Below are 20,335 nucleotides of genomic sequence, written 5' to 3' on the forward strand. Positions count from 1 at the left end.
GCGGCTCAGCGGGCGGCAGCGGGCTGTTTCAGGGCGGTCATCGCGATGATGTCGCGCTGCACCTCGTTGGTGCCACCGCCGAAGGTCAGGATCAGGCAGGCGCGATGCATGCGCTCGAGCCGTCCGCGAAGCTGCGCGCCGGGGGAGTCCTGCCGCAGATAGGACTGCGGTCCGAGAATCTCCATCAGCAGCCGGTAGGCCTCGGTGGCCAGTTCGGTTCCCAGCACCTTGCAGGTCGAGGCATCCCACGGCCGTGGTGCGGCGTCGCCACCGGCATCGGCGCCCGAGGCGATCTCCCAGTTCAGCAGCTTGAGGAATTCGACCTTGGCGTGCACCCGGGCCAGATTCAGCCGCACCCACTCGTTGTCGATGATGCGTGCGCCGCTGGAGTCCTTGGAATCGCGCGCCCACTCGGTGGTCTGTGTGACCGCGAGTGCCAGGGGTGCGGCGGAGGTCAGCGCCACCCGCTCGTGGTTGAGCTGATTGGTGATCAGCGCCCAGCCACCGTTCTCCGGCCCGACCATCGAACTGTGCGGTACCCGCACGTCCTGGTAGTAGGTGGCACTGGTGTCCGGTCCGGCCATGGTGTGCACCGGCGTCCAGGAGAAGCCCTCGGCATCGGTGGGCACGATGAACATGCTCACGCCCTTGTGCTTCTTGGCGCTCGGATCCGTGCGCGCGGCCAGCCAGATGTAGTCGGCGTACTGGATCAGGCTGGTCCACATCTTCTGGCCGTTGATCACCCAGTCGTCACCGTCGCGCACCGCGCCGGTCCGCAGCGAGGCCAGGTCGGTACCCGCGCCGGGTTCGGAGTAACCGATGGCGAAGTGCAGTTCACCGGCGGCGATCTTGGGCAGGAAGAACTTCTTCTGTTCCTCGCTGCCGTAGTGCATGATCGTCGGCGCCACCGAGTTGATGGTCAGGAACGGCACCGGAGCGCCGGCCAGGGCGGCCTCGTCGGTGAAGATCAGCTGATCCATCGTCGAGCGATCCTGGCCGCCGTACTCCTTCGGCCAGCCCAGGGCGAGCCAGCCGTCGCGGCCCATCTCCTGAACCACCTCGCGGTAGACATTGCCCTGGCCGTACTCGCCGGTCTGGGAGGACAGTGCCTCGCGGCGTTCCGGGGTGATCAGCTTGGCGAAATATTCGCGGAGCTCGGCGCGCAGCTGCTCCTGTTGCTCGGTATAAGCAATCCGCATGGCGGTTACCTCGTACTCGGTGATGGGGCGATGGCGGATGTGGCGACATCGGCTCTTGTCTGAACGTGACCGCGGCCGTCCGGCGGCCCTGTTCTCGATCATTGCATAACTACTGAAACATGTTCCAGTATGGATACCGAATCCGGCTGCTTCGCCCGCAGTGGCCGGTCCGGGCTTGTAGGCTCGGCATTACCTGGTGGTGAAGGAGTTATCAATGAAGGTCATCGTGGACTTCGATCAGTGCGAAGCCAATGGCATCTGCGTCGGAATCGCCCCCGACGTCTTCGAACTCGACGATGAGGACAACCTGCACATCGTCACCGCGGACGTGCCCGAGGACCGGCTCGCGGACGTCGAGACGGCCGTCGCACAGTGCCCGAAGGCCGCCCTGCGTCTCGAGTGAATTCGATGCTTGCCGATAACTGAAACACGTTCTAGAGTCGCGGCGTGAGTGAATCGTCGAATCAGTCGGGGACGGATCTGTCCGGCAAGGTAGCGATCGTGACCGGCGCCGGCGCCGGCCTCGGACGGGCCGAGGCGCTGGCACTGGCTGGTGCCGGTGCTTCGGTGGTGGTCAACGATCTCGCCGAGAGCGAGGCGGTGGCAGCCACTCTCGCTGATATCCGCGCGCTCGGCGCCAAGGCCGAATTCGTGCCCGGAAGTGTGGCCGAGCGGGCCACCGCCGACGCCCTGATTCGCACCGCCGAGGAGACCTTCGGCAGTGTGGACATTGTCGTGAACAATGCTGGAATTGTTCGCGACCGCATGCTTTTCAGTCTCTCCGACGAGGACTGGGACTCGGTTCTCGCGGTTCATCTGCGCGGGCATTTCCTGCTCTCGCGTAATGCCGCGGCCTACTGGCGGGGGAAATCAAAGGAATCCGGTACTCCAATTTATGGACGCCTGATCAACACTTCTTCGGAAGCGGGTTTGCTGGGTCCGGCCGGGCAGCCGAATTATGCCGCCGCCAAAGCCGGAATCACCGCGCTGACGTTGTCCGCCTCGCGTGGTTTGTCGCGATACGGCGTGACCGCCAATGCCATCTGCCCGCGCGCTCGCACGGCGATGACCGAATCCGTTTTCTCCGCGGCGCCCGACGATGAAGTCGATCCGCTTTCGCCTGATCATGTGGCCCGTCTGGTGGCCTACCTGGCCTCTCCCGGCGCCGCTGCGGTGAACGGGCAGGTCTTTGTCGTCTACGGCCCGATGGTGGCGCTCATGGCCGCACCTGAGGTCGAGGCCCGCTTCGATGCCGAAGGTGCGGAATGGAGTGCCGACGGGCTCGCCGACACACTCGGCACCTACTTCGCCGAGCGCCCCGACGGGCGTACGTTTTCCGCGAGTGCGCTGCACGATCTCGGCTGATTTGTCAGGTGTAGGTCAACCGACCAACTCCAGTTGATCGGCGGTCCCGCACTTGGTAGACATGGGGGTCGACGGTTGTGGGGCGCCTCACAGAGGAGCGCTGTACACCGTATGAACCTGTTCTAGCTTCTGGATTGGTGTCCGGCTGAAAAGGGCAGGTCAAAAATGTCAAATTCTCTTCCGATTCGACAAGAACGTGTTCTACTCTGTCGGAGCAGTAGAGGTGTGGAGGCTCGCAGGCGCAGCGTTGCGCGTACGGGTCGGCAAGGAGGAATCGCGGAATGAACGAGGTTCTTGCCGTGCCGTTGCGTGCGGTCGGTGGGTTCTTCGAACTCGTCGCTGCGGTGGCGCGGGCCTTGATACGGCCGCCATTTCAACGGAGAGAATTCGTCGACCAGTCGTGGTTCGTTGCGCGGGTCTCGATCGTCCCGACCATTTTGGTCGCGATCCCGTTCACGGTCCTGGTGAGCTTTACGCTCAACATTCTGCTGCGCGAAATCGGCGCGGCCGACCTTTCCGGTGCGGGTGCCGCATTCGGCACGGTCACCCAGGTCGGTCCGATCGTCACGGTGTTGATCGTCGCCGGCGCCGGCGCCACCGCGATCTGCGCGGATCTGGGTGCCCGCACCATTCGTGAAGAGATCGATGCCATGAAGGTGCTCGGTATCGACCCCATCCATCGCCTGGTGGTACCTCGTGTGCTGGCGTCGATGTTCGTCGCGGCGCTGCTCAACGGTCTGGTCTCCACGATCGGTATCGCCGGCGGCTTCCTGTTCTCGGTCCTGCTGCAAGGCGTCAACCCCGGCGCCTTCGTCAACGGGCTCACCCTGCTCACCCACCTGCCCGAACTGGTGATCTCCGAGGTCAAGGCGACACTGTTCGGCCTGATCGCCGGATTGATGGCCTGCTACCTCGGCCTGAACGTGCGAGGCGGTCCCAAGAGTGTGGGCGATGCGGTCAACCAGACGGTGGTGTTCTCCTTCATGGCCCTGTTCGTGGTGAACGTCGTGGTCACCGCCGTCGGCATCAAGTTCACGGTGCGGTGATCCGATGGCATTCGTGATTCATTCCCGCTTCCCCCGTACTGTTCGACGGGTGCGGCGGGTGTCGGGCTCGATGGACGGAATCGGTCATCACGCCCAGTTCTATGCGAGGTCCCTGGCCTCGATGCCCAAGGCCTTCATGCACTACCGCACCGAGACCATTCGGCTCATCGCCGAAATCAGCATGGGCACAGGCGCTTTGGCGGTCATCGGCGGTACCGTCGTGATCGTCGGATTCCTTACGCTGTTCACCGGTGGCACCATCGCCGTCCAGGGCTACAGCTCGCTGGGCAATATCGGTGTCGAGGCGCTCACGGGCTTCTTCGCGGCCTTCCTCAATGTGCGCATCGCGGCACCGGTGATCTCGGGTATCGGCCTGGCCGCCACCATCGGCGCCGGCGCCACCGCGCAGCTGGGCGCGATGCGGGTGGCCGAGGAGATCGACGCACTCGAGTCCATGGCGATCCGGCCGATGCCGTTCCTCGTGGGAACCCGGGTGCTGGCCGGCATGATCGCGATCGTCCCGCTCTACTCGCTGGCGGTCATCGCCTCGTTCGTGGCGAGTCGTTTCGCCACCGTCGTCATCTACGGTCAGTCGGCCGGCGTGTACGACCACTACTTCTCGACCTTCTTGATTCCCAGCGACATTCTGTGGTCGTTCCTGCAGGCGATTCTGATGGCCCTGGCGGTCATGATGATTCATACCTATTACGGCTACAACGCGACCGGCGGACCGGTCGGTGTCGGAATCGCGGTCGGCAATGCCGTACGCGCCTCACTGGTCGCCGTCGTATCGGTGACCCTGCTGATGTCGCTGGCTATCTACGGCACCTCCGGCAACTTCCATCTCTCCGGGTAGGCGGCATGGCGGCAAATAAACTCGTCGAAAAGGAAGGTGCCGGAAAGTTTTTCGGCGCCGACTGGGGCGTGAAGCTTTCGGGCCTGGCCCTGATCCTGTTCCTGGCGGCAATCGTCGCCGTCGCTCTGACGATGTTCGTCGGCGGCTTCACCACCACCAAGCCGGTATACCTGGATGCGCCGCGTGCGGGTCTTGTCATGGACAAGGACGCGAAGGTCAAGATCCGCGGTGTGGAAATCGGCCGGGTCTCCGATATCTCGTATACCGATGATCACGCGCGGCTGACCCTGGCGATGAATCCGGATCAGCTGAAGATGGTGCCCGCCAATGCCACCGTCGATATTCGCTCGACGACGGTGTTCGGCGCCAAGTACGTGAATTTCATCGAACCGCAGGAGCCTTCGAGCAACCACCTGCAGCCCGGTTCCACCGTGGCGGCGCAGTCGGTGACCGTCGAATTCAATACCGTGTTCCAGCATTTGACCGACGTGCTGTCGAAGGTGGCGCCGGAGAAGCTGAACGCGACGCTGACCGCACTCGGCACCGCATTGGAGGGCCGCGGCGACAAACTCGGACAGCTGCTCGTCGATTCCGATCAGTATCTGGCCGACATCAATCCGAGCCTGCCGGATCTACAGCGCGATCTGCAGACCTCGGTCGGCGTGACGAATCTGTACGCGGATGTGACCCCGGATCTGTTGCGCACCACCGAGAATGCGACGACCACCGGTAAGACCATCGTCGACGAGAACAAGAACTTCGACGCGATGCTGGTGAACCTGATCGGCCTGGCCGACACCACCCGTCCGATTCTGAGTGACAACGCCCAGGCCCTGGCCACCTCACTGGACCTGCTGCGCCCCACCACGGCGCTGCTCAACGAATACCGCTCGGGACTCGGCTGTGTGGTCGAGGGAATCGGGAACAACGTCGACATCATGGACAAGATCTTCGGTGGCGGGCCGGGTGGAACCGTGCTGCTCAACGCCGGCTTCATGCCCGGCGGCGAGCCGTACAAGTACCCGCAGGATCTGCCCAAGGTGAACGCGACCGGTGGCCCGCACTGTGAGGGCGTCGCCACCCGCCAGCCGGACGATCACGCCAACTACCTGGTCACCGATACGTCGGAGGGCGAGGTCTGGACTCCTGAGCTGCACACACACCTGAACGGCCCCAGGGTCTTCCAGATCATGTTCGCCGGACTGCCGGGGGTGCCCAACCCATGAAGCTGAAAATGCACTCGTCGACCCTGAAGCTGGGGATCTTCACCCTGGTGATGGTGGTCGTACTGGCCTTCCTGGTCGTGGTCTTCAGCCAGATGCGATTCTCGCGCGAGACCGGCTACCACGCGGTGTTCACCAACTCGTCCGGCATGCTGCCGGGTTCCAAGGTGCGCATCGCGGGTGTTCCGGTGGGCTCGGTGAAGAACGTCAAGGTGGGGTCCGACCGTCTCGCCCATGTCGATTTCGATGTCGACACGAAGTACAAGCTGTACGTCAGCACCCGTGCCACCGTCCGTTACGAGAATCTCGTGGGCGACCGGTATCTGGAGCTGATGGAGGGGCCCGGTACCGCGGAGGTCCTGAAAAAGGGCGGCACCATCGGAACCGACAAGACCAAGCCCGCACTGGATCTGGACATGCTGCTCGGCGGCTTCAAACCCCTGCTGCGCGGTCTGGATCCGACCCAGGTCAACGATCTGACCGGTGCGCTGCTGCAGGTGTTCCAGGGGCAGGGCGGAACGCTGGTCTCGCTGCTGAACAGCGGTGGCTCGTTCACCAAGACACTCGCCGATCGGGATGCGCTGATCGGCAGTGTGATCGACAACCTGAAGACCGTGCTGGGGACCATCGACGATCACAACAAGGAATTCGACACCACGCTCACCGAATTGCAGCGGCTCATCAGCGGCCTGGCCGCGGACAAGGATCCGATCGGTGCGGCACTGCCGAAGCTGGCCGGTGCGACCGGCGATCTGACGGGTCTGCTGCAGCAAGCCCGCCCGGATCTCAAGGAGACCTTCGGGCAACTCGGTCAGCTGTCGCAGAACATCGACGCGCACTCCAGTGACATCGAGTGGATCTTCCAGCAGTTGCCGACCACATACCGCAAGCTCGTCCGCATCGGTTCCTACGGATCGTTCCTGAACATGTACGTCTGTGGCGTCACCATGCTCGCCGACGGCCCGGACGGTAAGCCGATGGAAGTGCACCTGTCGGGTAACCAGACCACGGGAAGGTGCGAGGACAAGTGAAAGCCGAACGGTCCCCTCTGATTTCGGCCGGCATCGTCGGCATCGTCGTGGCGGTGTCGGTGGCCCTGTCGGCCCTGCAGTTCGACCGGCTGCCGTTCATTCGCAGCGGTGCCGAGTTCAGCGCCTATTTCGCCGACGCCGGCGGGCTGGTGCCCGGTGACCAGGTGCACGTCGCGGGTGTGCGGTCCGGGCAGGTCGAGGATGTCAGCCTCGACGGCCCGAAGGTCAAGGTCCGGTTCAGCCTCGACGAGTCGATCGTGCTGGGGAAGAAGACGACCGCGTCGATCAAGACCAACACCCTGCTGGGCCGCAAATCCCTGGACGTCGATCCGGAGGGGCCGGGCGCGATCCGGCAGGATCAGCCGATCCCGTTGGAGCGCACCACTTCTCCTTACTCGCTCAACGACGCACTCGGCGATCTGACCAAGACCGTGGAGGGGCTGGACCTCGACCAGGTCAACAAGACCCTGGACACCCTGTCGGAGAGTTTCGCCGACACCCCGGCACCGCTGCGCTCGGCTCTCGACGGCGTGACGGCGCTGTCGCGGAGTCTCAACAAGCGCGACGAGGCGCTGACCGAACTGCTCTCGCACGCGCAGAATGTGACCAAGGTGCTGTCCGATCGCGCCAATCAGATCAACGCGCTGCTGACCGACGGCAACGATCTGCTCGGCGAACTCGATGCCCGGCGGACCTCGCTGAGCCAGCTGATCGTCTACGTCAACCAACTGGCCCAGCAGCTGACCGGTTTCGTCAACGACAACGAAGCACAGCTGAAACCCACACTGGACAAACTGAATTCGGTGCTGCAGTTGCTGCAGCGGAACAAGGACAACCTCGGCAAGGCGCTCGACGCGCTGGGCCCGTACGCCGCGGCACTCGGTGAACAGGTGGGCAGCGGGCCGTACTTCCAGGCCTACCTGTCGAATGTCGAAAGTATCCCGCTCAGGTCGCTGGTCGATGCGTTGGTGTGGCCGGAGCGCCTGCCGCAGGATCTGTACGACTCCTTCGGCCACCCGATCACCACCAACCCCGCCGAAACGGAGCCGCCGCGATGAACGCAGTGCGCAGACTCGCCAAGGTGCCGCGCTGGGCGCAGATCGTCGCCGCCGTGGTGGTGATCGCCCTGATCGGATGGCTGATCTACGGGGTCGTCGCCGATATCGGCAAGAAGCACATCACGGCGTACTTCCCCTCGACCAACGGTCTGTACGCCGGTGACGACATCCGGGTGCTGGGTGTCGAGGTCGGCCGGATCGACAAGATCAAGCCTGGTAAGGACCAGGTCGAGGTCGATATGACCGTCGACCGCGGCGTGGACGTTCCCGCCGACGCGAAGGCCGTGCTCGTTTCCCCGAACCTGGTCTCGGCCCGGTTCGTCCAGCTGGCGCCCGTGTACACCGGCGGGCCCAAGATGGCGAACAACGGCCGGATCCCGATCGAGCACACCGCCGTTCCGGTGGAGTGGGACGACATCAAAAAAGAGCTGACCGAATTGTCCAAGGCGCTCGGACCGGTCGGTGAGGACAAGCAGGGCTCGTTCGGCCGGGTCATCGACACCGCGGCGAACAACCTCGGCAACGGCAATGCCCAGGCCTTCCGCGACACTCTGCAGGAGCTGTCGCACACCCTCAACACGCTGTCCGACGGGCGGACGGACCTGTTCGGCAGTATTCGCAATCTGCAGCAGTTCGTCGACGTGCTGTCCAAGAGCAATGAGCAGATCGTGCAATTCGGTGGCCGGCTGGCCTCGGTCTCGTCGGTGCTGGCCGATACCTCGAACGATCTCGGCGCGGGACTGGACAACCTCGATTCCGCGATCGGTGACGTCAAGCGGTTCCTCGACGAACGCGGTGGTGCCCTGACCGAGAGTGTGCAGCGGCTCAGCGATGTGACCCAGCTGCTCGCCGACAAGCGCGGCGATATCGAGCGCGTCCTGCACGCCGGCCCCACCGGCCTGGTGAACTTCTATCAGATCTACAAGCCCGCGCAGGGGTCACTGGCCGGTGCCGTCACCGGTACGAACTTCGCCAACGCGTCGGCCTTCCTGTGCGGTTCCGTCGAGGCCATCGAGGCCGACCAGTCCGACAAGTCCGCGGCGCTGTGCAGGCAGTATGTGGCGCCGGTGATCAATTCGCTGATGATGAACTACCCGCCGATCCTGGCGAATCCGGCCTCGTTGCAGACCGCGTTCCCGCAGCAGCTCACCTACAGCACACCGGATCTGGCCGAGCGCGTGAATACCGCCCCGCCGAGCAGCGTGCCGAACGGCATCGCGGGTCTGGCCATCCCAGGAGGTCGTTGATGCGTAACCGTCGCAGGCGGATAGCGGCCGTCGCCATCGGCGTGGCCGTACTGATGGGTGCCACCGGATGTGAGTGGGACGGGCTGAACTCGGTATCGATGCCGGGTGCGGCCGGAACCGGCGAAGGTGCGTGGAAGGTGCGCATCCAGATGCCGAATGTGACCACGCTGACCCGTAATTCACCGGTTCAGGTCGCCGACGTGACCGTCGGATCGGTGAGCGGTATCGAACTCGAGGGCTGGCACGCCCTGGTCACCGTGAGTCTCGACAAGGGTGTGAACCTGCCCGCGAACGCGGTCGCCCGGATCGGGCAGACCAGTCTGCTGGGCAGCAATCACGTCGAGTTGGCGGCCCCGACCGTTGTGCCGCCGCAGGGACAGCTGAAGAACGGCGATCTGATCCCACTCGATCGGGCGGGTACGTACCCGACCACCGAGCAGACGCTGTCGTCGCTGTCGGTGGTGCTCAATGGCGGCGGAATCTCGCAGCTGGAGACGATCACCCACGAGCTGAACGCCACCTTCAACGGCCGGGAGGACGCGATTCGCGACCTGCTGCCGCAGCTGAATCAGCTGACCACGACGCTCGATCAGCAGACCGGCGACATCATCTCGGCGATGGGCGGGCTGGATCGGTTCGGTGGCGCGCTGGCGCAGGAGAAGGACAAGGTGGCCGATGCCATCACCAAGATCCACCCGGCGCTCACCGTACTGGCCGACAAGCGTGAGAATGTCACGAAAACCATTACGGCCCTGGGCGATCTGAGTGGTGTCGTGCAGCAGGTGATCGCTCAGAGCGGTGACAACCTGAAGGCGAACCTGGCCAATCTCTGGCCCACGCTGCAGACTCTCGCGAACACCGGTGACCGGCTCGCCTCGTCGCTGCAGTTGCTGCTCACCTTCCCCTTCCCGATCAAGGGCATCAACAAGGCGATCAAGGGTGACTACATGAACCTGTTCGTCACCTACGACCTGACCAGTGCGCGCATGGACTCCAATTTCCTCACCGGCACCCCGCTGGGTGGCAAATTCGGTGGCGTCCAAGCGAAATACGGTGTCGAGGCGGCCTTGGGCACGATCGCCGGCACCGCCGGTGAGAAGGGCGATCCCGTCCAGGGACCGTTGCAGCCGCCGCCCCCCGGTCCCGCGATTCCCGGGTTGCCGCCGATTCCGGGCCTGCCCGCGATTCCCGGGTTGACGGTTCCGGTTCCCGTTGCGCCGCAAGGAGGTCCGGGACAGTGACACTCAGTAAATTCGTCCGGACCCAGCTCGTCATCTTCGCGATCGTGGCCGTGGTCAGCCTGGTCGTCATGTCCGCCAGCTATCTGCACCTGCCCGCGATGGTCGGTATCGGCCGCTACCAGGTCACGGTGAAACTGGCGGCCACCGGCGGGCTGTATCCGACGGCGAACGTGACCTACCGGGGTACGAACATCGGCAAGGTCCAGGATGTGAAGCTCACCCCCGAGGGGGTGGACGCGAACATGTCCATCAGCAGCAAGTACAAGGTCCCCGCCGATGTGGACGCCTATGTCAAGAGCGTGTCCGCGATCGGTGAGCAGTATGTGGATCTGGTGCCGGTGCAGAATCCGCACGGCGGAAATCTGCGCGACGGATCCGTGATTCCGGTGCAGCGCACCAGACTTCCGCAGGACGTCGGTGACATGCTCGACCAGGCCGACCGCCTGTTGTCTTCGGTCGCGGACACCAAACTGCGTGAGGTGATCGACGACGCGTTCGTCGCGTTCAACGGCGCCGGGCCGGATCTGCAGCGCTTCATCGACTCCGCGTCGCTGCTGGTGCAGGAGGCCAAGGGCAGTTCGGAGCAGACGAAGGATCTGCTGGCGAAGCTCGGGCCGCTGCTGGACACACAGAACCGGTCCGATCCGGATATCCGGGCGTGGACCCAGAATCTCGCGACGGTGACCGATCAACTGCGCGAACACGATCCGTCGTTGCGGAGCCTGATCGAGCGCACACCCTCGGCCGCGCAGAAGGTCAGCTCGACCTTCCAGGATCTGAAGCCGACGCTGCCGATCCTGCTGTCGAATCTGGTGTCCGTCGGACAGGTGGGCGTGACGTATCACGCCGGCGTGGAACAGATCCTCGTGGTGCTGCCGCCGATGATCGCGGCCCTGATGACCGCCGCGAAGAGTGGTCCGACCAAGTACGGCGCGAAGGCGGACTTCATGCTCGGCCTGAACGATCCGCCCGGATGTACCACCGGCTTCCTGCCGCCGGATCAGCGGCGTTCGGCAGCCGATTTCAGCATCCCGGACACACCGGAGCTCTACTGCAAGATCTCTCAGGATTCGAGCACCGCGGTGCGCGGTATCCGAAACTTCCCGTGCGCCGAGGTTCCTGGCAAGCGGGCTCCGACTCCGGAGCTGTGCCGTGATCCGCGCGGATACGTCCCGGAGGGTGACAACCCGCCGTTCGGCCCGCCGCAACCGGTGCCTTCGGCCGGTGAGCCGCAGGCCCCGTCCACCGATACCCATCCGGCCTCGTTCTCGAACCGATCGCTGGATCCGAGCAGCGGTACTTTCACCGGACCCGATGGCCGGACCTACCGTCAGGGGGATATCGGTGCCAACGGTTCGGGCACGGTACCGTCGAGTTGGCAGTCGATGCTGGAGCAGCAGCAGCGATGAGCGAGCAAAGCAACCACAACAGTGCGCGGTCGCGCCCGGCCGGGCGTAGCGCTATCGAGGTACTGGCATGAGTGAAACCGAATCCACGCAGACCGGCAGGGTCCGGCGGCGCGCCGGACGCCCGGCGGGTCCGCCGGTGGACGGCGACAAAGCCGATTCGAGTGTGCGTGCCACGGCCCCCGCGAAAGCGAAGCCGGACACGCAGCAAACGACTGGCGATGCCGCTCCGGCCGGGAAGACGGCCACCGCCGAAAGCAGCGCGGAGACGGTGAAGCTCACGACCGAGAAGCCCGCGGCGGAGGACACCACCGCGAAGCTCACGACGCCCGCGGCCGAGGACACCACGGCGAAAATCGCGAAGCCCGCCGAAGAGAAGACGGTGAAGCTCGCGAAGCCCGCGGCTCCGGCCGACGATGACTCCGATGCCACCGTGAAGCTCGCGACAGCCGACGCGGACGATTCGACCGTCGAACAAACCACCGCGGACGTAGCTGCCGCCGATGCCGCGGATGCGCCCGCGAAACGCAAGCTCGGCGTGCTGGGCTGGGCGGCCGCCGTTGTCGCGCTGCTGTCACTGCTGGGGCTGCTCGGATCCGGCGGCTTCTACTTCTATCACCAGCATCAGGTCGATTCGCTCGCCTCGCAGCGCGGCGATTACGTACAGACCGCCAAACAAGCCGTCCTGAACCTCACCAACATCAAGGACGACAGCGCACAGCAGGATATCGATCGGGTGCTGTCGGTGGCCTCCGGCCAGCTCAAGGAGGAGTACTCCTCGCGCAAGGACGACTACGCGAAGGTCGTGCAGCAGGCCAAGGTGAAGGCCAGCGGCGAGATCATCGAGGCGGCGGTGGAGAGCTCGGACGACCGATCCGCCAAGGTGCTCGTCGCGGCGAAGCAGACGTTGACCAACGCGGGATCTCCGGATCCGCAGCAGCGCTACTACCGCTTCCGCATCACCGTGACCCGCGACGGTGGGCACACCACCGCATCGAAGGTGGAGTTCGTGGCATGAGAAACAACCTCCGTCCCATCCTGTTCGTCTCCGCGGCGGTGCTGCTCGTGGCCGCCCTCGCGGTCGGTGGTTTCACCGGTTTCACGTACTGGTCGGATCAGCAGTCCGAGCACGCGCGCGCGGAATCGGCCGACGCGGCACAGACCACGGTGACGTCCATGTTCACCTACGACTTCAACACCGTGGACACCGAACTTCCGAAGTCGGCGAACAATCTGACTCCCGACTTCCGCAAGGATTACCTCAAGCTCGTCGACGAGGTGATCGCCAAGGGTGCCAAGGAGAAGCAGCTCACCGTGAAGGCGAGCAGCCAGGCCGCCGGTGTGGTCTCGGCCGATCGCTCGCACGCCGTCGTGCTGGTCTACCTGAACCAGATCACCACCAGCAAGGAATCGCCGCAGGGCGCCATCACACCGAGCCGGGTGCGGGTGACGTTGGAGAAGCAGGACGGGCGCTGGCTGGCTTCCCAGGTCAACCCGATCTGAGGAATTCGCTCCCGCCGGGTCTTGCCTCCCGACACCGCCCTTAAGCGAATCGAGCCGCCGCTGTTAAGGGCTCGCCCATACCGTCGACGGCACAGCGATTCCGAGGCGGGATCGGTGGTCGACTCCGGTGCGCCGAGTCGCAGATCCCCGCTGGTGAAGCGCGCCTGTATCGGACGGCCGGCGCCGTCCGGTGAATCGGCGGGTGCGGCGGAATCCGGAACGGCGGTGAGCGGCGGCCGCGACGTTCCGGCGGAGGCCAGGACCGGGATTCGGTTGTGCGCGGGCGTGGCGGAAGCGGGCGTCGGCAGCCGGATCGAAGAGGGTGTAGCCCGCCTCGGAATCGCTGTGCGATCCACATCTACCGATCGCTGTGCGATCCATATCTACCGATCGCGGTATCTGATCACTGTCTAGCGGGTTCCCGGATCCACGTCCGCATCGGTCAGCAGCGCACTACCCGCCACCCGATCCTGTGCCAGCGCGTCCAGGAACGATCGGGCCCATCGGTCCACATCATGGGCCAGCACCTGTCTTCGGAGGGCGCGCATGCGGCGGCGCTTGGTTTCCCCATCGTCCTCGATCGCGGACATGATCGCGTTCTCCACACTGTCGAGATCATGTGGATTGCACAGATACGCCTGACGCAATTCGGCTGCGGCACCGGTGAATTCGCTCAGGACCAAGGCCCCGTTGAGGCCGCTGTGCGAGGCCACGTACTCCTTGGCGACCAGATTCATCCCGTCCCGCAGCGGCGTCACCAGCATGACGTCGGCGGCCACGAAGAAGGCGACCAGTTCCTCGCGCGGAATCGGCCGGTGCAGATAGTGCACGAACGGATAACCGACACGGGAGAATTCACCGTTGATCCGGCCCACCTGGCGTTCGATGTCGCCACGCATCTGGATGTAGCTCTCCACCCGCTCCCGGCTCGGCGTGGCCAGCTGGACCATCACCGTTTCGGCCGGATCGAGCCGGCCGTCGTGCAGCAGCTCCTGCAGCGCGCCCAGGCGGATGTCGATGCCCTTGGTGTAGTCGAGCCGGTCCACACCCAGCAGAATGTTCTTGGGATTGCCGAGTTCCGCCCGGATCTGGGCGGCCCGCTCGCGCACCGAGCGCCGCCGCGACAGTTCGTCGAGTTCGGCCGAGGCGATGGAGATCGGGAATGCGCCGACCCTAACCGTGCGAAAACCGACCTGCACCACACCGAGTTTCGATCGCACACCGACCGTCCCGCGTGAAGTGGGCTGGCCGGCAAGCCTTTTCGCCAGGTACAAGAAGTTCTGCGCACCGCCGGGCAGATGGAAGCCGATCAGATCGGCCCCCAGCAGGCCCTCCACGATCTCGGTCCGCCAGGGCAGCTGCATGAACAGCTCCACCGGTGGGAACGGGATGTGCAGGAAGAAGCCGATGGTCAGGTCCGGGCGCAGCATCCGCAGCATCTTCGGCACCAGCTGCAGCTGATAGTCCTGCACCCACACCGTTGCGCCCTCGGCCGCCACCTTCGCGGTGTACTCGGCAAAGCGGCGATTGACCTCGACATAGGCGGTCCACCAGTCGCGGTGGTACTCCGGCCGCACGATCACGTCGTGATAGAGCGGCCACAGCGTGCCGTTGGAGAATCCCTCGTAGTAGTCCGACACCTCGGTGGCCGACAACGGCACCGGATACAGCTCCAGACCGTCCTCGATGATCGGATCGACATCCACATCGGGAACACCGGCCCAGCCCACCCAGGCGCCGTTGTTGTTGCGCAGCACCGGTTCCAGTGCCGTGACCAGACCGCCCGGGCTCCGCTTCCACCGCGTGGTTCCGTCCGCGAGACGCTCCAGATCGACCGGAAGCCGGTTGGCCACCACGACGAATCCGGACCCGGTGTCACCGGGTTGATTCGCTGGTGCGGATTCGGGTTCCGGCGACGTGTCTCGGGATCGATTGCTGCGGATATCGCTCGTCTGGTCCACTGCTGGATCCTCCGGTCGCCGAAAAGGCGGAGCTAGGCGTGGGATTTCAGTTATGGGTGACGCGCGACGTTGCGCGTGTGGTCGTTACTCGCCGCGTGTGCTGGGGCCGATGCCGAGCATCGACAGCAGCATCCGGCATTCGTCGGCGTCGTTGGCGTAGGCGGCCACGACGCGCTGGGCCTGCCGCGCGGTCTCGTCGGCGAGTGGTTCCAGGTCGTCGTCCGCGATCTCGTTGGCGCTCTTCGCGGCCATCGTCTCGTCCTCTCGGCTCGGGGTCGTGGCACGGCGGTACGGCTCGACCGTCGTGGTCTCGGCGCCGTGCGTTGTCAATGGTATCGGTCGTCGCGAAAACGGTCGTCGGCTCGGTGTCGACCGCCACCGAACCGCAACTGCGCACGGCGTGGCCGACCGCACAGGCGAAACGTTCGGGCGGTGTGAACCTATAACGTGGGTAGAGGCGTGTATCGCCCGTCGCACGAAATCCTCGTAGAAAGGGTCCCTGCATCATGCCGTTGGCCACGGTGAACGGAATCTCGCTCAACTACCAGGTCAAGGGGGACAAGGCCAAGGGCACCGACACCAAGGGAGCGGCCCCGCTGGTCGTGTTGATCATGGGCACCGGAAGTCCGGGCCGGGTGTGGGAGCTGCATCAGGTTCCGGCCCTGGTCGCGGCCGGATACCGGGTGTGTACCTTCGACAACCGCGGAATCGCGCCGTCCTACGAGGCCGCCGACGGAATGACCATCGACCAGCTGGTCGCCGACACGGCCGGGCTGATCGAATTTCTCGACGAGGGCCCGGCACTGGTGGCCGGCACCTCGATGGGCGCGCGGGTCACCCAGGAACTCGCCCTGGCCCGGCCCGACCTGGTGCGCAAGGCCGTGTTCATGGCCGGGCACGCGCGCATGGACCAGTTCCAGAAGACCCTCTCGCTCGGTGAACACGAACTCGACGCCTCCGGTGTGCAGTTGCCACCCCGGTACGAGGCCGCCGTCACCGCGGTGATGAATCTGTCGCCCGCCACCATGGCCGAGCCGAACTCCGCCCGCGATTGGCTGGATCTGTTCGAATTCACCGGCGGTGCGGTCTCGCCGGGAATCCGGGCGCAGCGCCGGATGGATCACGATTTCGACCGTTTGCAGGCCTACCGCGGCATCAAGGTGCCGTGTCTGGCGATGGGCTTCGCCGACGACCGGATGATTCCCGCCTATCTGACCCGTGAGCTGGCCGAAGTCATCCCCGACGCCCGATACCAGGAGATCCCCGATGCCGGGCACTACGGCTATCTGGAGCGCCCGGAAACGGTGAACAAGGTGCTCCTCGATTTCTTCGCGGGCTCGAGGTAACCACCAACGCGTAACGTCGGTCTTGCTAGTGTCGACACATCGCTCGGGGCTACGGTTCGGGTCGGTCGTTCCGGCTCGGACGCGGCGCCCCAGGAAATACGTACCCAGCGCGTTCCCGTACACAGCGCCAGTATCCAGTGAGGTGAAATGAGCACCAACCCCTTCGACGACGAGGACGGCCGCTTCTTCGTTCTGGTCAACGACGAGGAGCAGCATTCCCTGTGGCCTGCTTTCGCCGAGGTCCCGGCCGGGTGGCGAGTGGTGTTCGGCGAGGACAGCCGCGCCGCTTGCGTCGAATACGTGGAGCAGAACTGGACGGATATGCGTCCCAAGAGCCTGCGTGATGCGATGGCCGCCGACGACGCGGCCCGGCAGGCCACCCAGTCCTGATCCGCGCTCGACTACAGGGCGCGGCGCGACGGCGACCGGCGGCTGTGTGATGCCCTTCGGGGTCACACACAGCCGTCGCGGTCACGTCGGTATGTCCGCCGGTGGGAGACGTTTTTCCGGACGGCCGTTCCCCCGGTTATGATTGCCTCGCTTCTCCGCCTCCTTAGCTCAGTGGTAGAGCACCGCTCTTGTAAAGCGAAGGTCGTCGGTTCAATCCCGACAGGGGGCTCTCACAGACTGTGCCGCGTATTCGTGCAGCCGCCCCACACGGGGCTCGCAGGAAACTCCCAGGGAACGTTCAGCGCTTTCCGGGCTGCAGGAGAGACGATGTCCTGCATGAACGGTGTGGCTGGCGATCGGATCCCCGAAGCTCGGGTGCTGGTGGTCGACGACGAACCGATGATCGTCGAACTGCTGTCGGTGAGTCTGCGCTATCAGGGGTTCGAGGTGGCCGCCGCCACCAATGGCGCCGAGGGGCTGGACCGTGCCAAACAGTTCCGGCCGGACGCGTTGATCGTCGACGTCATGATGCCCGGGATGGACGGCTTCGGCCTGCTGCGCCGGCTGCGCGCCGACGGCATCGACGCACCCGTCCTGTTCCTCACCGCCCGTGACGAGGTCGACGACAAGATCACCGGGCTCACCCTCGGCGCCGACGACTACGTGACCAAGCCCTTCTCGCTGGAGGAGGTGGTGGCGCGGCTGCGGGTGATACTGCGCCGTTCCGGTCACGTGGTGCAGGAGACCAAGTCCTCACGGCTCCGCTTCGAGGACATCGAGCTCGACGACGACACCCACGAGGTCTGGAAGGCAGGGGAAGCGGTGGCGCTGTCGCCGACGGAATTCACCCTGCTGCGGTACTTCATGGTCAATGCGGGCACGGTGCTGAGCAAGCCCCGCATCCTCGATCACGTCTGGCGTTACGACTTCGGTGGCGAGGTGGGCGTGGTGGAGACCTATGTGTCCTACCTGCGTAAGAAGGTCGACACCGGGCCGGACCGGCTGATCCACACGCTGCGCGGTGTCGGGTATGTCATGCGCGCACCCAGCCGAAGCCGGTCGTCGGCGAAATGAGCGAGTCGCGTTCGGTACGCGAGCGCGGGGACGGCGGCGTGGACGAGACCGGAACGGGCGAGGAGGCCCGGACGCCGGACGACGGATCGAACGACTCCGATCGCTGGTCGGTGACCGAGGCGGATCCCGTCGAACGGACGGTGCGCCCGCGTGGCATCCGCCAGCGGTTCGCACGCAGGCTGGCGGCCGTCCCGCTGCGGGTGACGCTCGTGATCGCACTGGTCGCACTGGCCGGGCTGGGGCTGCTGGTATCCGGCGTCGCGGTCACCTCATCGATGCGAAATGTGTTGATCGACAAGGTCGATCGACAATTGTTCGAAGCTCGCATCTGGGCCTCCCCGCATCCGGACCGGCCGCCGCCGGAAGGGTTGCCGGTGCCGAAGGGCAGGGAACGGCCACCCGGTCTGTACTACGTCCGGATCGAGAATGCGAACGGTCAGAATCCATTCCTGCTCCCGTCCGGCCAGACCGTTCCGGATATACCGAGCGACCTGGGCCGGCACCCGCGGACGGTCGGAACGGTCGGCGATCCCGGAGAGCATTGGCGCGCGGTGCGTTTCACCACACCGGACGGAACCAGCACGATCGCCGTTCGCCTCACCGAGACGGAAAACATCGTCGACCGCCTGATCGGATTACAGGTCGCGGTCGGAGTCATCGTGCTCGCGGCACTCGCCGTCGTCGCCCAATTCGTGATCCGGCGCAGTCTGCGACCACTCGGTGAAGTGGAGAAGACCGCGGCCGCCATCGCCGGTGGCGACCTGCACCGACGAGTTCCGGTGCAGGGCACCAACACCGAAGTCGATCGGCTCTCGCAATCGCTCAACGGGATGCTCGCCCAAATTCAGAGTGCCTTCGCCGCCACCGAGGCCTCCGAGGAGTCCGCGCGCCGTTCGGAGGCACGCATGCGGCGCTTCGTCGCCGACGCCAGCCACGAACTGCGCACGCCACTGACCACCATCAAGGGGTTCGCCGAGCTGTATCGCCAAGGCGCACTGGCGGATCCGGACATGTTCATGGACCGCATCGAGCGTGAATCCAACCGGATGGGCCTGCTGGTCGAGGATCTGCTGATGCTGGCCCGCCTGGACGCGCAACGGCCGGTGGAGCGCCGGCCGGTCGATCTGCTGGCGCTGGCCAGCGATGCGGTGCACAATGCGCGGGCCGTCGATGCGGCCCAGCGTCCCGAGGAACCCCGACGTCCGGTGGACCTCCAAATACATCCCGGCACCGGAACTTTGGAAGTGCGCGGCGACGAGGCCCGGTTGCGGCAGGTGCTGGGAAATCTGGTCAACAACGCGCTCATCCACACTCCTGCGGACGCCGCCGTGACCGTACGACTGACTCCTGAGAAAGACAGTGTGCTCATGGAGATTGTCGACACCGGGCCGGGGCTCCCGCCCGAGGAAGCCGACCGCGTCTTCGAGCGCTTCTACCGCACCGACACCTCACGCAGCCGGGACAGCGGCGGGACCGGACTGGGCCTTTCCATCGTGCAAGCGCTGGTCGCGGCGCACGGCGGCACCGTAGCGGTACGCAGTGTCGTGGGACAGGGCACCACTTTCGCGGTACGCCTGCCCAGGGAAGGTGTTTGACGGTTGGGTTGGTTTGGCCTCGCTTCGCTCGGCGGGGACTGTGACCAGGACGCCGGTCCCGGACCCGCGCCGTGGCGGCTCGGCCAGGTCCGGTTGTCCGGGCTCAGTCCGGGACGTTCTCCTCGTGGCCGAGTTCGCGCAAGGCCTTCTTGATCTTCGCTTGCGCCTCGTCCAGCGATTCCGGGCTCGGATTCTGATCGGCGCCGGAGATGTCGAAATCGTTCAGCTCGAACGCCGGGAACACGTGCACGTGCAGATGCGGGACCTCGAGTCCGGCGATCAGCAGGCCGGCTCGCGGTGCGTCCCACGCCTTGCGGACCGCCTGTCCGATCTTCTGCGCCACCCCGTTGATCCGCGCGAAGGCGGCGGGATCCAGGTCCTGCCACTGATCGAGTTCCTGACGCGGTACGACGAGAGTGTGGCCGGGGGTGACGGGAGCGATGGTGAGGAAGCCGACGAATTCCTCGTCCTCCCACACGAACCGACCGGGGAGCTGACCGGCGATGATGGCACTGAATACAGAAGGCATGAAGCGATCATGCCTGTACGACCCGGACGCGCGCATCCGGCCCGGCGGGCGTCCGCAGGACGTGCTGGTCGAGCTGGCCGGACACGCCACGGTGCTCGGATGCTGCCCAGGGGGTGGGTACTCCCGAGACAGGTGTGCAGGGGGAGTACTGGCCAAAAGGTGTTGGCTGGATTTTTGGCCTTCGCTTCGCTCCGGCGGGGTTGGCGGCCCCTGAGTCTCGCCGTTCGGGTGCCGCTGCTTGCTCCTTCGTCGCTTGCGCAGCGGC

At 65.2% G+C, this 20,335-nt stretch carries 20 protein-coding genes and 1 tRNA gene; 17 read left to right on the top strand and 4 right to left on the bottom strand.

What is annotated here, in order from left to right:
• Positions 1-5: 5 nt before the first annotated feature.
• Positions 6-1,199 carry an acyl-CoA dehydrogenase family protein gene (locus AB0L57_RS31825; RefSeq protein WP_364970233.1) on the bottom strand — a complete coding sequence of 398 codons (1,194 nt, stop codon included), beginning with the start codon at positions 1,197-1,199 and terminating at the stop codon, positions 6-8.
• A 214-nt stretch (positions 1,200-1,413) separates the two neighbouring features.
• On the opposite strand from AB0L57_RS31825, the gene AB0L57_RS31830 reads away from it, so the two are divergent.
• From AB0L57_RS31830 to AB0L57_RS31885, 12 genes are all read left to right on the top strand, one after another.
• Positions 1,414-1,602, top strand: a complete 189-nt coding sequence (locus AB0L57_RS31830) for a ferredoxin (RefSeq protein ID WP_364970235.1) — start codon at positions 1,414-1,416, stop codon at positions 1,600-1,602.
• Positions 1,603-1,646: 44 nt separating this feature from the next.
• On the top strand, positions 1,647-2,564 hold the full coding sequence (locus tag AB0L57_RS31835) for a 3-oxoacyl-ACP reductase (protein ID WP_364970236.1): 918 nt from the start codon (positions 1,647-1,649) through the stop codon (positions 2,562-2,564).
• Positions 2,565-2,845: 281 nt separating this feature from the next.
• Positions 2,846-3,610 carry an ABC transporter permease gene (locus AB0L57_RS31840; protein ID WP_025346897.1) on the top strand — a complete coding sequence of 255 codons (765 nt, stop codon included), beginning with the start codon at positions 2,846-2,848 and terminating at the stop codon, positions 3,608-3,610.
• A gap of 4 nt (positions 3,611-3,614) precedes the next feature.
• Positions 3,615-4,466 carry an ABC transporter permease gene (locus AB0L57_RS31845; protein ID WP_364970239.1) on the top strand — a complete coding sequence of 284 codons (852 nt, stop codon included), beginning with the start codon at positions 3,615-3,617 and terminating at the stop codon, positions 4,464-4,466.
• A 5-nt stretch (positions 4,467-4,471) separates the two neighbouring features.
• Positions 4,472-5,692, top strand: coding sequence for an MCE family protein (locus AB0L57_RS31850; protein ID WP_364970242.1), 1,221 nt, complete (start codon positions 4,472-4,474; stop codon positions 5,690-5,692).
• Positions 5,689-6,720 (top strand): MCE family protein, encoded by a 1,032-nt coding sequence (locus tag AB0L57_RS31855; RefSeq protein WP_364970244.1) that lies wholly within the window; start codon positions 5,689-5,691, stop codon positions 6,718-6,720. The genes AB0L57_RS31850 and AB0L57_RS31855 overlap by 4 nt, the downstream gene beginning before the upstream one ends.
• On the top strand, positions 6,717-7,778 hold the full coding sequence (locus AB0L57_RS31860) for an MCE family protein (RefSeq protein ID WP_364970248.1): 1,062 nt from the start codon (positions 6,717-6,719) through the stop codon (positions 7,776-7,778). Before AB0L57_RS31855 ends, AB0L57_RS31860 begins: the two co-directional genes overlap by 4 nt.
• Complete coding sequence (locus AB0L57_RS31865) at positions 7,775-9,025, top strand: MCE family protein (protein ID WP_364970251.1); 1,251 nt, start codon at positions 7,775-7,777, stop codon at positions 9,023-9,025. The genes AB0L57_RS31860 and AB0L57_RS31865 overlap by 4 nt, the downstream gene beginning before the upstream one ends.
• On the top strand, positions 9,025-10,266 hold the full coding sequence (locus AB0L57_RS31870) for an MCE family protein (RefSeq protein ID WP_364970254.1): 1,242 nt from the start codon (positions 9,025-9,027) through the stop codon (positions 10,264-10,266). Before AB0L57_RS31865 ends, AB0L57_RS31870 begins: the two co-directional genes overlap by 1 nt.
• Positions 10,263-11,675, top strand: coding sequence for an MlaD family protein (locus AB0L57_RS31875; RefSeq protein WP_364970256.1), 1,413 nt, complete (start codon positions 10,263-10,265; stop codon positions 11,673-11,675). Before AB0L57_RS31870 ends, AB0L57_RS31875 begins: the two co-directional genes overlap by 4 nt.
• A 67-nt stretch (positions 11,676-11,742) precedes the next feature.
• Positions 11,743-12,690 (top strand): hypothetical protein, encoded by a 948-nt coding sequence (locus tag AB0L57_RS31880; RefSeq protein WP_364970259.1) that lies wholly within the window; start codon positions 11,743-11,745, stop codon positions 12,688-12,690.
• Positions 12,687-13,175 carry a h domain protein gene (locus AB0L57_RS31885; RefSeq protein ID WP_364970262.1) on the top strand — a complete coding sequence of 163 codons (489 nt, stop codon included), beginning with the start codon at positions 12,687-12,689 and terminating at the stop codon, positions 13,173-13,175. The genes AB0L57_RS31880 and AB0L57_RS31885 overlap by 4 nt, the downstream gene beginning before the upstream one ends.
• A gap of 410 nt (positions 13,176-13,585) precedes the next feature.
• Here AB0L57_RS31885 and AB0L57_RS31890 read toward each other — a convergent pair whose 3' ends face one another.
• Both AB0L57_RS31890 and AB0L57_RS31895 read right to left on the bottom strand, forming a co-directional pair.
• Positions 13,586-15,136 carry a trehalose-6-phosphate synthase gene (locus AB0L57_RS31890; protein ID WP_364970265.1) on the bottom strand — a complete coding sequence of 517 codons (1,551 nt, stop codon included), beginning with the start codon at positions 15,134-15,136 and terminating at the stop codon, positions 13,586-13,588.
• Between the two features lie 84 nt (positions 15,137-15,220).
• Complete coding sequence (locus AB0L57_RS31895; RefSeq protein WP_364970268.1) at positions 15,221-15,388, bottom strand: hypothetical protein; 168 nt, start codon at positions 15,386-15,388, stop codon at positions 15,221-15,223.
• Positions 15,389-15,642: 254 nt separating this feature from the next.
• On the opposite strand from AB0L57_RS31895, the gene AB0L57_RS31900 reads away from it, so the two are divergent.
• From AB0L57_RS31900 to AB0L57_RS31920, 5 genes are all read left to right on the top strand, one after another.
• Positions 15,643-16,482 (top strand): alpha/beta hydrolase, encoded by an 840-nt coding sequence (locus AB0L57_RS31900; protein WP_364970271.1) that lies wholly within the window; start codon positions 15,643-15,645, stop codon positions 16,480-16,482.
• A 147-nt stretch (positions 16,483-16,629) separates the two neighbouring features.
• Positions 16,630-16,872, top strand: a complete 243-nt coding sequence (locus AB0L57_RS31905) for an MbtH family protein (RefSeq protein WP_364970274.1) — start codon at positions 16,630-16,632, stop codon at positions 16,870-16,872.
• 157 nt (positions 16,873-17,029) lie between these two features.
• Positions 17,030-17,101: transfer RNA gene (locus AB0L57_RS31910), tRNA-Thr, on the top strand.
• 107 nt (positions 17,102-17,208) lie between these two features.
• Positions 17,209-17,946 carry a response regulator transcription factor gene (locus AB0L57_RS31915; protein WP_364970277.1) on the top strand — a complete coding sequence of 246 codons (738 nt, stop codon included), beginning with the start codon at positions 17,209-17,211 and terminating at the stop codon, positions 17,944-17,946.
• Positions 17,943-19,541, top strand: a complete 1,599-nt coding sequence (locus AB0L57_RS31920) for a HAMP domain-containing sensor histidine kinase (protein WP_364970280.1) — start codon at positions 17,943-17,945, stop codon at positions 19,539-19,541. The genes AB0L57_RS31915 and AB0L57_RS31920 overlap by 4 nt, the downstream gene beginning before the upstream one ends.
• Before the next feature lie 103 nt (positions 19,542-19,644).
• On the opposite strand, the gene AB0L57_RS31925 is transcribed toward AB0L57_RS31920, so the two are convergent.
• Positions 19,645-20,070 carry an HIT family protein gene (locus AB0L57_RS31925; RefSeq protein ID WP_364970282.1) on the bottom strand — a complete coding sequence of 142 codons (426 nt, stop codon included), beginning with the start codon at positions 20,068-20,070 and terminating at the stop codon, positions 19,645-19,647.
• Positions 20,071-20,335 lie beyond the last annotated feature (265 nt).

It is taken from the genome of Nocardia sp. NPDC052254 (genome assembly GCF_040679495.1).
Classification (GTDB): domain Bacteria; phylum Actinomycetota; class Actinomycetes; order Mycobacteriales; family Mycobacteriaceae; genus Nocardia.

Excerpts from the sequence above, each read along its gene's own strand:
- AB0L57_RS31825 (WP_364970233.1), bottom strand. The coding sequence starts at position 1,199 with ATGCGGATTGCTTATACCGAGCAACAGGAGCAGCTGCGCGCCGAGCTC.
- AB0L57_RS31830 (WP_364970235.1), top strand. The coding sequence starts at position 1,414 with ATGAAGGTCATCGTGGACTTCGATCAGTGCGAAGCCAATGGCATCTGC.
- AB0L57_RS31840 (WP_025346897.1), top strand. The coding sequence starts at position 2,846 with ATGAACGAGGTTCTTGCCGTGCCGTTGCGTGCGGTCGGTGGGTTCTTC.
- AB0L57_RS31845 (WP_364970239.1), top strand. The coding sequence starts at position 3,615 with ATGGCATTCGTGATTCATTCCCGCTTCCCCCGTACTGTTCGACGGGTG.
- AB0L57_RS31850 (WP_364970242.1), top strand. The coding sequence starts at position 4,472 with ATGGCGGCAAATAAACTCGTCGAAAAGGAAGGTGCCGGAAAGTTTTTC.
- AB0L57_RS31855 (WP_364970244.1), top strand. The coding sequence starts at position 5,689 with ATGAAGCTGAAAATGCACTCGTCGACCCTGAAGCTGGGGATCTTCACC.
- AB0L57_RS31865 (WP_364970251.1), top strand. The coding sequence starts at position 7,775 with ATGAACGCAGTGCGCAGACTCGCCAAGGTGCCGCGCTGGGCGCAGATC.
- AB0L57_RS31870 (WP_364970254.1), top strand. The coding sequence starts at position 9,025 with ATGCGTAACCGTCGCAGGCGGATAGCGGCCGTCGCCATCGGCGTGGCC.
- AB0L57_RS31880 (WP_364970259.1), top strand. The coding sequence starts at position 11,743 with ATGAGTGAAACCGAATCCACGCAGACCGGCAGGGTCCGGCGGCGCGCC.
- AB0L57_RS31885 (WP_364970262.1), top strand. The coding sequence starts at position 12,687 with ATGAGAAACAACCTCCGTCCCATCCTGTTCGTCTCCGCGGCGGTGCTG.
- AB0L57_RS31895 (WP_364970268.1), bottom strand. The coding sequence starts at position 15,388 with ATGGCCGCGAAGAGCGCCAACGAGATCGCGGACGACGACCTGGAACCA.
- AB0L57_RS31900 (WP_364970271.1), top strand. The coding sequence starts at position 15,643 with ATGCCGTTGGCCACGGTGAACGGAATCTCGCTCAACTACCAGGTCAAG.
- AB0L57_RS31905 (WP_364970274.1), top strand. The coding sequence starts at position 16,630 with ATGAGCACCAACCCCTTCGACGACGAGGACGGCCGCTTCTTCGTTCTG.
- AB0L57_RS31915 (WP_364970277.1), top strand. The coding sequence starts at position 17,209 with ATGAACGGTGTGGCTGGCGATCGGATCCCCGAAGCTCGGGTGCTGGTG.
- AB0L57_RS31920 (WP_364970280.1), top strand. The coding sequence starts at position 17,943 with ATGAGCGAGTCGCGTTCGGTACGCGAGCGCGGGGACGGCGGCGTGGAC.
- AB0L57_RS31925 (WP_364970282.1), bottom strand. The coding sequence starts at position 20,070 with ATGCCTTCTGTATTCAGTGCCATCATCGCCGGTCAGCTCCCCGGTCGG.